Origin of the sequence: Desulfovibrio sp. ZJ369 (assembly GCF_011039085.1) — a bacterium.
Classification (GTDB): domain Bacteria; phylum Desulfobacterota; class Desulfovibrionia; order Desulfovibrionales; family Desulfovibrionaceae; genus Desulfovibrio.
Window position 1 is genome coordinate 85,608 of record NZ_JAAKEI010000001.1, and the last position, 11,787, is coordinate 97,394.

The window sequence follows — 11,787 nt, forward strand, 5'->3', positions numbered from 1 at the left end:
CGTTGTCATTGTTGCAGATTAAGAAGCGGCGCTTGATTGGTAAGCACCATTTTACTGTTGTCTTTGAAGGATTTGCGCATGGCCTCCAGCCAACGCTGGTAGGCATAAAATTCCGGCGACTTGTTGTAGGCCTCCGCATAGATGGACGCAGCCCTGGCGTCGCCCGCGCCACGCACGATCTGCGCCTCACGGGCGGCTTCGGCGAGGATCACGGCGCTCTGGCGATCCGCGTCCGAGCGGATGCGCGTGGATTCCTCCTCGCCCTCCGAACGGTACTGCTTGGCCTGGCGCTCGCGCTCGGCGCGCATGCGTCCGAAAATGGCCCGTTGGTTTTCCGCCGGCAAATCCGTGCGCTTGATGCGCACGTCCAGCACTTCCACGCCGAAAGGCTTCATCAGCTCCGAGACCTTGTTGGTCACTTCCTTCATGATCGCCGCGCGCTGGGAAGACACCACCTCGGTGAGGGTGTACGCGCCGATCAAAGCCCGCAACTGTGAATAGACCACATCGTCCAGGCGCGCCTGCGCTCCGGGTATGGTGCGCATGGTGCGGTAAAACTGGAGCGGATTGATGATCTTCCAGCGGGCGTAGTTATCAAGCACGATGGCCTTCTTGTCCACGGTGAAGGCTTCTCGCGAGCGTGCCTCGTAATCCAGCACGCGGGAATCAAAATAGACCACGTTCTGAATAAAGGGCAGCTTGAAATGCAGGCCCGGCCCGTACACCCGCGAAAGCGGCTCGCCCAGTTGCAGCACCAGGGCTTTCTGGGTCTGGTGTACGGTGAAGAAACACTGGCTGGCAAAAATCACGACGACAAGTGCCAGAACAGTCAGAAGCAGCGGATTTTTACGCATTACTTTTTCTCCGGGCCCCTAGGGGCCTGAGGCTGGTCCAGGCCGGGCAGCGGCAGATAGGGCAACACGCGGCCGGCGGCTGCGCCGTCCATCAGCACCTTGTCTTTCGCGCCGGACAGAATTCCTTCCATTGCTTCATAATACAGCCGCTGCTCCGTGACCTTGGGGGCTTTGGCATGTTCCTGGCGCAGGGCATCGAAACGGGAGGCATCGCCCTCGGCAGTGCGCACCCGGGTGGCATTGTAGGCTTCGGCCTGGTTGCGCAGGGCCGCCGCCTGCCCGCGCGCCTTGGGCAAAAGCTCGTTGCGGTAGGCTTCGGCTTCATTGATGATCCGGCTCTTGTCCTCGCGGGCGCTGGCCACATCCTTGAAGGCGTCGATGACGTCCTGCGGGGGATGCACGTCCTGCAACTGCACGGCTATGACCTGAATGCCCGCTCCATAGCGATTGAGAATCTGCTGCAGAAGCTGCGTGGCCTCGCTCTGGATCTTGAGCTTGCCGTCAGTGATCGCGGAGTCGATCTGGCTGTTGCCGATGACTTCGCGCATGGCGGCCTCGGCCGCGTTGCGCACAAGTGCGGTAGGCGCGCTCACATTGAAAAGATATTGCACGGGATCGCTGATCTTGTACTGCACGCTGAACTGGACATTGACGATATTTTCGTCGCCCGTCAGCATGGAGGCTTCTTCGGGTATTGTCCGCAACTGGCCCTGCTGGAAGGTGGCGCTCTGCCCCACGGAGCGGAACCCCACCTCGCTGCGCAACACCTGGGTGACATGCGGCTTGTAGACCGACTCAATGGGCACAGGCCAGGCATAATGCGGCCCGGGGCCTTCCGTGCGGTCATACTTGCCGAAGCGCAGCACCACGCCCTGCTCATCGGGGTTGACGATGTAAATGCCCGACAACAGCCATAGAACCACAACGGCAAGCACGACCAGAATCACCGCTCGCCCTTTGGGCACGCGCATTTGGGAAAGGCGATTGAACGGATTGCCGTCCGGCTGCCTGCCCTTGCCAAAGGGAGTGCGCCTGGCGCGGGGCTCGCCGCGCTCCGACGCCTCATCATCCTGATCGCGGGGGGGGCGGGGGGGCGGATTCTGCCCCTGCTGTCTCTGCCGTTTTTCCTGTAATTTGTCCCAATCCCAATTCATGGTGGAGGCAATACCTTTGCTTCAGATGTGCGGGCGGCCATAGACAATGCATACAGATGGTACGCCCTGAGGGTGAGGGGTAGTGTTTATAAATAGGACACGATTCCATCCTGGTCAAGACGGGCGACAGCACAATAACAGGCCGGGGCGCGGCGCGCCGGTTGGCAAAACGCGAGGAAGAATCTCCGCAAGTTTAAGATGGGAAAGACTTTTCGACTGATGCTTTTTTAGAAAGAGCGGCGTTGAGAACGTATTCTGAAAGGGCATAAAAAGCCATCGGACCATACACTGCCGCATTTGCTTCCCACAGAACACATAAAAAACACCATGGCCCCGCCTTTGCAAACTGCGATGCCGGAAAGCGGGCTTTCGCCCTGGCTTGTACAAATTATTTTTCTATAATAGGACTTTTTATTTTTTCGGCAAGGACTCACGGCAGATGCTCCGGCAGCCGCCAGAGAATTTCAAAATGAAATTGCCCTACTCCGCCATGCCAGCCACATACTCCTTTCCGGCGCGCACACTGGGGCTGCGCAGGCTTGCGCCTGCCAGCGGCACCACGCGCACAACGCGCACCACGTCGGCCTCCACCGCGAAGCCGGGCGCATACTCGCTCAGGCCGCGGCGCGGGTCCTGGGCCGTGCCGCCTTGCCAGAGCAGAAAAGCGAAAAAGAATGCGCTGCCCAGCAGCACCGTGCTTAACAGGGCATAAGGAGCCGTATACGCTTTGCTCAAGGTAATGATCCGCTGTGCCATGCTTCCTCCGGGAGAGTCCTTTTGGGGCAAAGCGCCCGTGCCGCGCAGGGGGCCACGGCACTTTTTTCCGCCTGTCTCTCCTTACAGGGGGAAGGAAGCAAAAAGCATACCGCCCGGCAGAGAGCAGAACCGCTGCCCTTTGCCGGGCGTCTGAAAAGAAATTCGCGCCAGGGCCGTTTGGCTGTTTTGCGGACGGCCGCGCCCGTGCTGCCGGGGTATTCGGCAGATCCTTTTGAACAGGTTGAACAGGCTCTACACTTCGCTGATGATCGGCACCACCACCGGGTCGCGTTCCAGCACGCGGCGGAAAAAACGCCGCAGGGAAGAGCGGATGCCCTCCTGCATGCGCGTAAGCTGCCCGGGCCGGGCCGCCTCGATCTCATCCAGCACAAGGCATTTGGCGTCTTCCAGCAAGTGGCTGTAATGCTGCTCGAAAACAAAGCCCTTGGAAATCATTTCCGGACCGTGCAGCACGCTGCCTGTCTCCGAATCCACCACCAGAACCACAATGACCATGCCTTCGTCGCCCAGTATGCGCCGTTCCTTGAGCACGGCAAAACCCACGTCGCCCACGCCCTTGCCGTCCACCAGAGTGCATTCCACGGGCACGCGATCTTCCAGGCGGAAGGCGTCGGGCAAAAGCGTCAGAGGCTGGCCGTCTTCCAGAAGGATGATATTTTCCTGCGCCACGCCGCACGCGGCGGCCAGCCGGCCGTGCTTGACCAGATGCTGATACTCGCCATGCACCGGCACAAAAAGCTCTGGCTGCACCGCCAGGAGCATTTCGCGCAATTCCTCGCTGTGGGCATGGCCGGAAGCGTGGATGGCGTGCACGCTCTCATAGAGCACTTCCGCGCCCAGGCGGTACATCTCATTGATCAGGCGGGAAATGGCCTTGGCGTTGCCCGGAATCATCCGCGAGCTCATGACCACCGTATCGCCCTTGCGGATGCAGAGCTGGCGGTGGCCGCCCAGAACCATACGCGAGAGCGCCGAGAGCGGCTCGCCCTGCGCGCCGGTGACCACCAGCACGAGCCGGTTGTCCGGCAGATCCGGCACCCCGTTGTGCGCGTTGAAAAAGGCGGGCGGCAGCCTGGCAAAGCCCAGATCCCGCGCCATTTCAATATTATTGGCCAGGGATTTGCCGCTGATCACCACCGTGCGCCCGTGCTCCCGGGCCAGATCGAAGACTTCCTGGATGCGCTGGATATGGCTGGAAAAAAGCGTGATCACAATCCGGCCTTCCGCCGAATCAAAGACCTTGCCCAGAGACTCCTTGACTTCCCGCTCCGTGAGCGAACGCCCCTCGCGCATCACATTGGTGGAATCCGAAAGCAAGAGGCGCGCGCCTTTTGGCCCGGCGAAGTCGCGAAACAACTGCAAATCCGTGCCCGATCCGCCCAGGGGGTGCGGATCGATTTTGAAATCCCCGCTGTGCACCACCCGGCCCACTGGCGTTTCCACGCCCAGGCCGAAGCCTTCGGGAATGGAATGACAGACCGGGAAAAAGTGAAACTTCAAATCGCCCAGCGGCAGCACGGTTTTGGCGTCCACCGGGCAAAGTTCCACCCAGTCCAGGATTTCGTGCTCGCGCAGCTTGTGCTCCACCAGAGCCAGGGTGAAGCGCGAGCCGTAAATGCGCGTGCCCTTGAGTTCCGGCACAAGCCAGGGCAGCGCGCCAATGTGATCCTCATGGCCGTGGGTGAGCACAATGCCCAGCAGCTTGTCTTTGATGTTCCTCACAGCGCCGAAATGCGGAATGACCACGTCCACGCCCAGATGCGCGTCGTCCGGGAACATCAGCCCGCAGTCCACCATGACCACGCCGCCCGCGCTTTCCCACAGTTGACAGTTGAGGCCGATTTCCCCAAGCCCCCCAAGAGGCGTAATGCTGAGATATGCTTCGTTCATGTCTGCCGTGCCTGTTGTTGACGCGCTGCAAAACGGGCGCGCTCCGTGATTGCGAGTTCAGGCCGAAACCGCATGACGCGGCATCGGGGTTGCGGCCACGGCGGGAGCATGATCCCGCCCCTTCCCCACGGTTCCGCATTCCGGCACGGCCTGCTGCCGTCCGCTTCCGGATGCGCTGGAGAAGATTGCTTTTGAAACGCTTTGCCTTTGCAAAGGCTCATTGAGTGGAAAAAACTGTTCGCGAGCCAATCCCGCGCCTTGCGGCGCACGATGCGCGGCATCACTGCGTTTGAGCCTTGAGATGCGCTGCCTTTCGCGAAAGCCGGGCAGCGCCTACCGTTGCATGAGGTCGGGATGAAATTCGCCCATAGCTACATAAATCTGGGCCAGGGCCGTAAGATAATCCGCCTTGGCGCCGGTCAGCGAGGCCTGGGCCGTGGTCAGCCTGGCGGAAGCGTCAAGCACGTCGAAGTTGGTGCCCACCTGCTCCTGATACCGGGCCAGGGCCACATTATACGCTTCCCTTGCCTGCTCCACGCCCTTTTCGGCCACGGAAATGCGCTTCTGCGCCTCATGCACGGCCAGCAATTTGGATTTGATCTCATAGCCTACCGTGAGCTTCAGGTTGTCCTCTTCGTAGCGCATTTTGCTGACCAGCCAGCCCGCCTGCTTATCCGCGTAATAGGTGGCGCCCCATTGAAAGACATTCCAGGTGGCGCGGGCTCCCACCTCCCAGGTGGTTCCGCGCGAGCTGCGATCGCTGCTGCCCGCCCGTTGCAGATCCGGGGTGTTGCCGGTCTGCGTGATGTTGTAATAGGCCTCCACCTCCGGGTAATAGTCGCTCTGGACCTCGCGCTGCTCCTTGCCCGCGATTTCCACGGATCTGGCGGCCATATAGAGATCGGGCCGCTGCCGGTACGCGGTTTCCAGACATTGCTCCAGAGTCCGGTTGAACGGCACATGGGCGAGCCTGCCCGCATATTCCGCCCTGGCCGTGGCAGGCAGCCCCAGCAGTGTATTGAGCATGGCCAGACTGGTGTCGCGGTTGTTTTCCGCCTGGATCAGCAGGTTTTCCGCCTGGCTCACATTGACCTCCGCCTGCAGCACGTCCAGACGCGGCCGCAGGCCCACATCGAAAAAGGCCGTGGTGATGCGCAGTTGATCGCGCAGCCGGGCCAGAGAGTCCCGCTCGCTGCGCACGTTTTCCTCAGCGCGCAGATAATTCAGAAAATAGGTCTGCACCTGTTCGGTCATGGCCAGCTCGGCATTGCGCAGGGCGGCCTTGTCGCTGTCCGCCTGCAAGGCGGCTTTCTGATACCTGGCCAGCAGCCTGAAACCCTGAAATACCGGCTGGGAGACTTCCACCCCCCAGCTGTAGGTTCCCAGTTCCGGCGGGCGCGTGGTGGAAGGGGAGGAGGTTCTCTCCTGCCTGACGGCCGTATAGCTCATGCCCAGCTTGGGGCCAAAGGCGCCGCGCGCGGATTTGCGGCCCTCTTCCGAGGAGCGGCTCTGCGATTCCTGCGCGCCCAGGCTGGGATTGAACTTCAGGGCGCGTTCAACGGCCTGGGGCATGGTTATGGCATCCGGCAGGCCCTGATGCGCATTTTCCAGAGATTGCGGGCGTTGCCCCTTGTAGAGCGGCGCGGGTGCGGATTTCATGGAACCTGCGCGGGAAGCCGCCGCGGAAGAATTCTGGGCCGCCGCCCAAACGGCATTGCAAGCGGAACAGACGCCCACAGCCCACAAAAAGGCAAAAAGCCACGGCGCAAGGCCACGGCAAAACACTATTCGCATTGGCATGCCCGCAACATACACTCAGAGCAGCGGCATTGGCAATACGACTTTTCGGGCACGCTAGGGCTGACCCTGGCCCCAAAACGCGGTTTCCAGCTCGTTTCCGGCGGATCTGCCGCCGCGTCAGGCTCTCGCCTGACGGGAGAAAGCATGTCTGAAATGACTTCCGGTACTTGTGAAGATGCGCGCCGCGCCGGACTCCTGCTCTGCGTTGGAAATCAGCCCCGAAATAACTTTAAAAAAAATCTTGAAAAAATGCCCCACTCGTTGCATCCTCCGCAGCAAAAGCCTGTGGCGCTCTTCCCGCCACGGGCACAACGTCAGCCGGGTGTATTGCGCATTGTTACGGAGAACCACATGGAATTCAGTTTTTTTTCGATAATTGCCCAGGCCAGCCTGGTGGCCAAAGCCGTCTTGACGCTTCTGCTGGTCATGTCCGTGGCCAGCTGGGGCATGATGATCCAGAAGTACATTGCGCTCAACGCCGCCAACCGCAAAGCCCTGAGCGGCACAGAGCACTTCGAGAAAGCCTCCAATCTGCGCGAGGCCGTGCAGTCTCTGGGTTCCGATCCGGCATCGCCGCTGTATTATATTGCCCATCAGGGCGTGCTGGAATTTAACCGCTCCAAGGAGCTGGGCAACAGCAGCGAAGTCGTGGTGGACAATGTGCGCCGCTCGCTGCGCCAGGGCGTGGCCAGCGAGCTGTCCCGTTTGCAGCGTTCCCTTTCGCTTCTGGCCACCACGGCGAACACCGCGCCCTTTATCGGCCTGTTCGGCACGGTCTGGGGCATCATGAGCTCCTTCCACTCCATCGGCCTGCTCAAATCCGCCTCCCTGGCCACGGTGGCTCCGGGCATTTCCGAAGCCCTGATCGCCACGGCCGTCGGCCTGGCAGTGGCCGTGCCCGCCACGGTGGGCTTCAATGTCTTCATGGGCAAGCTCTCGCAGGTGGACACCCTGCTGGTCAACTTCGCGGGCGTCTTTCTGAACCGCGTCCAGCGCGAGCTCAATGCCCATCGCCCGGTGCAGCGCATGGGCAATACGGAGCTTTGAGATGGGCGCCAACCTGGGCAACGGCAATAAATTCGTCTCGGAAATCAACGTCACGCCCTTTGTGGACGTGATGCTGGTGCTTTTGATCATCTTTATGGTGGCCACGCCCATGATGAGCCAGGGGCTGGATGTGGATCTGCCCCAGACCAAACAGGTGGAAGTGCTGCCCACCGAGAATGACCATATGATCCTGACCGTGCGTCGCGACGGCAGGATTTTTCTGGATGAATATGCCGTGGACGACATGGACGAGCTGGAAGGCCACCTGCAACGCCTGGTCAAGGAAAAAAACAAAAGCCTTTTCCTGCGGGCCGACAAGGAAGTTCCTTACGGCATTGTGGTTGAGGTCATGGGCCATATCAAGGCCGTGGGCATTGAAAAGCTGGGCGTGGTGGCCGAACAGCCCGAAGACGTCCCCGGCGGCAGGCGCGCTCCCGGCGCGTCCTCGAAGTAGGTTTACATGCGCCTGGCTTCCTATGTTCTTTCCCTCTGCCTGCATCTGGCGGCTTTTTTGCTGATCTGGTTCTGGCCCGCCAGCCCGCCGATCAGGCTTGACAGCATGCCGGTAATGATCAGCCTGGTAGAGGGCGCGCCCGGCGGCAACCGGACGCCCTCCCCGATTCTGGGGCACATGGGCGAACCCGGCGACGGGCCTCTGGCCCCCACGCCGCCTGCGCCCAAAAACGAAATCGCCGCGCGCGCGCGGGAAGAAGTCAAGGAACCGGCGCCCCTGCCCGCTCCCCCCAGGGAAGCTACGCCGATCAAGCGGCCCGAACCTTTGAAGGAACCCAAAAAACCGGCGCCCGTCAAAGAACAGGCCACCCCCATTGCGCAGAAAAAAGAGGAAAAGCCCCAGACGGAAAAGCCGAAAAAGGAAGAAAAAAAGCCTGCCGAAAAGCCGAAAAAGCAGGAAAAGAAAGCAGAGCCGAAAAAAGAAAGCCCGAAAAAGCAGGCTCCCAAAGAGGATCCTGTAGCCGCCGCCCTGAAGCAGGCCCGGCGCAAGGCTTCTTCGCGCGCGGATTCCGGCGACCGGGGCAATGCCATTGAGCAGGCCCTGGCCCAGGCCCAGCGCCAGGCCGGCGGCAACCGCGGCGGAGGCGGCGGCGAAGGCGACGGGCCGGGCGGAGGCGGGCTGAACAACCTGTATATGGGCGAGGTTATGCTGGCCGTGCGCCCCAACTGGAGCTTCAATTCCGCGCAACGGGTCAATCTGAGCTGCGTGGTCAAGGTCCGGGTGGACATGCAGGGCAACGTGCAGCAAGCGGAAGTCAGCCAGAGTTCGGGCAACGCCTTGTTTGACGCTTCGGCAGTGAACTCCGTGCTGAGCACCAGCCGCGCAGGGGAGTTCCCGCCGCCGCCCTCGCCCGAATACACGGATCTGGATCTGATCTTCAGATATGAAGAACTTATGGCGCGCTAGCCCGCAAGGAGGCCATGCCGTTTCCGCTGCGCGCATGTTTTTTGATCCCGCTGGCCGCCCTGCTGTGCATGGCCGTCCGGCTTCCGGCCCAGGCCGTGAGGCGCGCCTGCGACGCGGGGCAGTTCCCGCCTCCGCCGTCATCCGGGTATACGGAACCGGAGCTGGTGTTCACGTCGGACGAAACCGTGAAAGGCTGAAGCAAGGTCACACTTTCACGCGCCTCGTCGCCCATAAGGAGAACAATGCTATGTCATTTCCGTTGCGCGCGGGCGCGCTGATCCTGCTGGGGGCTTTGATCTTCACCCCGGGCCCTGCGTCTGGCGCGGCTTTGGCCGCGGCGGACCAGAACGACGGCTATTCCGGCAAAGTGCTTGACAAGGTGCTCGCGGTCTGGGCCCCGCCGCCCGCGCTCAAAGGCGAATTTGAAGTCAGAGTGCGCATTTCCCTGGACGGCCAGGGCAAGGTGCTGGCCTGCACGCCGACCAGGACATCGGGCATGGAGGCTCTGGACAGCTCCGCCTGCGGGGCGGTGCGCCAGATCGCCGGTTTCGGCACGCCGCCGTACGGCATGCCCCTGGATGTGCATCTGGCTTTCTGGACCGGCATGCCCAGGGGCAAGGATTCCGCTGCCAGGCCTGCCGCCAGCGCCGCGCGCCCCGGCACAGCGAAAACCGGAGTGAGCGACGAGAGCGCGGCCACAGTACCGATCAAGGATTCTCAAAAGAAAAGCGCGGCCAAAGCCGTTGCCGCCGGAACGAAAAAGCCCGCGGCATCGCAGAAGCCCTCCCCCACGGGCCTGACCGATGAAGAAATGCGGCTGACCCTGAGCGCGCCGGAACCCGCGGCCCAGGGGCGGCCCGTGCAGCCCAAGGCGCAGGACAAGTACGATCCGCGCTACCGCAAATATCTTTCCCGTGTGGTCTGGGATCTGCGCAAGGCCATGTTTATCCCGGCGGAAACCGCGCCCGGCACCTATTACGCCACTGTGCGGCTGTTGCTGGAGCCCACAGGGGCGATCAAAGACGCCACGCTGCTGGAAAGCAGCGGGGATAAACGGCTTGACAGGTTCGTGCTGCAGGGCATACGCCGGGCAAACAGAGTGTCGCCCCCCCCCGCGGGCCTCGGCACCACCCTGGAACTCACCTTTACACTGGTGCGCCACTAGGCGGCGCGCCCTTGAACGAGGATACGGACGCCATGAAAAAATACTTCCTTCTCCTGGCCATCGGGCTCTGGCTGGCTCTGGGCGGAGCGGCCCAGGCAGCCATGCGCGTGGACATCATCGGTCCGGGCCAGAATATCGTCAATCTGTCCCTGGCCGCCCCGCTTACGGCTCCCCAGGTTCAGGCCACGGGCATGGGCGCGGCATTGCAAAAACTGATCGAGCAGAATTTGAGTTTTTTGCCTTTCATGCGCCTTACGGACCCCAAAGCCGTGCTGGGCGGCATCGTGCTGGCGGGCTACGAGCCGCCTGCCCTGGATTTCAAGCGCTTCCAGCTGGCCGGCTCGGACATTGTGGTCACCACCTTCTGGCCTGACGGCGACAAGGGCACAAGGCCCGTCCAGATCCGCGCCTTTGAGACCAACACCGGCAGCCGTCTGTTCGGCAAGGAATATCCCAAAGTCGCCACCCGCGACCTGCCCGAAGTGGCGGATCGCTTTTGCGCGGATCTGCTGGAAGCCCTGACCGGCAACGGGGCCTTTTTCCGCTCCACCCTGGCCTTTGTAAAAAAGGTCGGCAAGCTGAGCGCCAATGTCTGGCTGGTCAAGCCCACCGGACGGGATCTGCGCCAGATCACCAATATGCCGGGCGAAGCCATGTCCCCGGCCTGGTCGCCGGACGGACGCTTTGTGGTCTTTACCCACATCGATCCCAAATCCCATGCCCTGGGCGTCTGGGATCGCACATCGGGCAAGGTGCAGCGCATCCGCTTTCCGGGCAATGTGGTCATCGGCCCGGCCTTCATGCCGGACAACAAGGTTGCCGTGGCGCTTTCCAACGGCAAATACCCGGTGATCTTCCTGCTCAACCACGTTTTTCAGAAGGAACGCATTCTGGAACAGAGCAATGCGATCAACGTCTCGCCCACCTTTGACAGCACCGGAACCAGGATGGCTTTCACCTCCTCCCGCATGGGCGGCCCGCAGATCTTCCTCAAGGATCTGAGCAGCGGCGCGGTGACCAGAGTGAGCAAGAACGGCACATACAACACCGAGGCCAACCTCTCCCCGGACGGCACGCTGGTGGTCTACAGCCGGATGACCGATTTCGGGCACCGCATCTTCGTGCAGGATATGCTGACCGGCATTGAGCGCCAGATAACCTTTGGCCCGGGCAGCGACGAGCAGCCTTCCTTCTGCGCGGACAGCTACTTCATCGCCTTTTCCTCCACCCGCGGGGGCGGCCGCGGCATCTACCTGACCACCCGGCACGGCGGCGACGCCAAAAAAGTGCCCACCGGAAGCGGCCCGGCATCCTTCCCGCGCTGGGGCATGCCGGTGAACGCCTCCAAATAGAACATTTTGCTTTTGAAATTATTCAATTTCAAAAGCGGCGCTGCCATCATTTCGCGTCCAGAACGCGGTCTGGACGCTCATTCGGCGCGGGCGTCCGCTCCCGCGGCCGCCAGAGCAATTTCAAAGTGAAATTGCTCTAACAGGCAGACAAGGCAGGCAACGCATTGGCCTCCCGGAGTGCGGTTTTCGCATCCGGGAGGCTTTTTTCTGCGCAAATCGCTGCCGTGGCCCGGTCCTGGAAGAGGCTGTTGCCATGCACCGCGCCATCCGGCGTTGCGAGGGATTTTGCCTGAGAAAGCCGCCTGAAGCTCTTTTTCCTCCCTCCCGC

11 protein-coding genes are annotated in these 11,787 nt (G+C 61.6%); 6 read left to right on the forward strand and 5 right to left on the reverse strand.

Annotated elements, in window-relative coordinates; all coding sequences use genetic code 11:
- Positions 1-5: 5 nt before the first annotated feature.
- From G7Y51_RS00370 to G7Y51_RS00390, 5 genes are all read right to left on the reverse strand, one after another.
- The gene (locus G7Y51_RS00370) at positions 6-854 is read right to left on the reverse strand and encodes a protease modulator HflC (RefSeq protein WP_165067128.1); all 849 of its coding nucleotides are present in this window, start codon (positions 852-854) and stop codon (positions 6-8) included.
- Positions 854-2,008, reverse strand: coding sequence for an FtsH protease activity modulator HflK (gene hflK, locus G7Y51_RS00375; protein ID WP_165174450.1), 1,155 nt, complete (start codon positions 2,006-2,008; stop codon positions 854-856). The genes G7Y51_RS00370 and hflK overlap by 1 nt, the downstream gene beginning before the upstream one ends.
- 480 nt (positions 2,009-2,488) lie before the next feature.
- Positions 2,489-2,764: a hypothetical protein gene (locus G7Y51_RS00380; protein WP_165174451.1), complete on the reverse strand. Its 276-nt coding sequence runs from the start codon at positions 2,762-2,764 to the stop codon at positions 2,489-2,491.
- Positions 2,765-3,016: 252 nt separating this feature from the next.
- Positions 3,017-4,675 carry a ribonuclease J gene (locus G7Y51_RS00385; protein ID WP_165174452.1) on the reverse strand — a complete coding sequence of 553 codons (1,659 nt, stop codon included), beginning with the start codon at positions 4,673-4,675 and terminating at the stop codon, positions 3,017-3,019.
- A gap of 333 nt (positions 4,676-5,008) precedes the next feature.
- On the reverse strand, positions 5,009-6,334 hold the full coding sequence (locus tag G7Y51_RS00390) for a TolC family protein (RefSeq protein ID WP_241160078.1): 1,326 nt from the start codon (positions 6,332-6,334) through the stop codon (positions 5,009-5,011).
- Positions 6,335-6,826: 492 nt separating this feature from the next.
- Between G7Y51_RS00390 and G7Y51_RS00395 the strand changes: the two genes are divergently transcribed.
- From G7Y51_RS00395 to G7Y51_RS00420, 6 genes are read left to right on the forward strand one after another with little or no spacing between them, the layout of a single operon-like run.
- Complete coding sequence (locus G7Y51_RS00395) at positions 6,827-7,522, forward strand: MotA/TolQ/ExbB proton channel family protein (RefSeq protein ID WP_165174454.1); 696 nt, start codon at positions 6,827-6,829, stop codon at positions 7,520-7,522.
- 1 nt (position 7,523) lies between these two features.
- A complete protein-coding gene (gene tolR / locus G7Y51_RS00400) occupies positions 7,524-7,976 on the forward strand; it encodes a protein TolR (protein ID WP_165174455.1) in 453 nt (150 codons plus the stop codon).
- Positions 7,977-7,982: 6 nt separating this feature from the next.
- Positions 7,983-8,942 (forward strand): TonB family protein, encoded by a 960-nt coding sequence (locus tag G7Y51_RS00405; protein ID WP_165174456.1) that lies wholly within the window; start codon positions 7,983-7,985, stop codon positions 8,940-8,942.
- 14 nt (positions 8,943-8,956) lie between these two features.
- Entirely contained in the window at positions 8,957-9,139 is a 183-nt protein-coding gene (locus G7Y51_RS00410) for a hypothetical protein (RefSeq protein WP_165174457.1), read from the forward strand.
- Positions 9,140-9,189: 50 nt separating this feature from the next.
- Positions 9,190-10,107 carry a TonB family protein gene (locus G7Y51_RS00415; protein WP_165174458.1) on the forward strand — a complete coding sequence of 306 codons (918 nt, stop codon included), beginning with the start codon at positions 9,190-9,192 and terminating at the stop codon, positions 10,105-10,107.
- Positions 10,108-10,139: 32 nt separating this feature from the next.
- The gene (locus G7Y51_RS00420; protein ID WP_165174499.1) at positions 10,140-11,459 is read left to right on the forward strand and encodes a PD40 domain-containing protein; all 1,320 of its coding nucleotides are present in this window, start codon (positions 10,140-10,142) and stop codon (positions 11,457-11,459) included.
- Positions 11,460-11,787 lie beyond the last annotated feature (328 nt).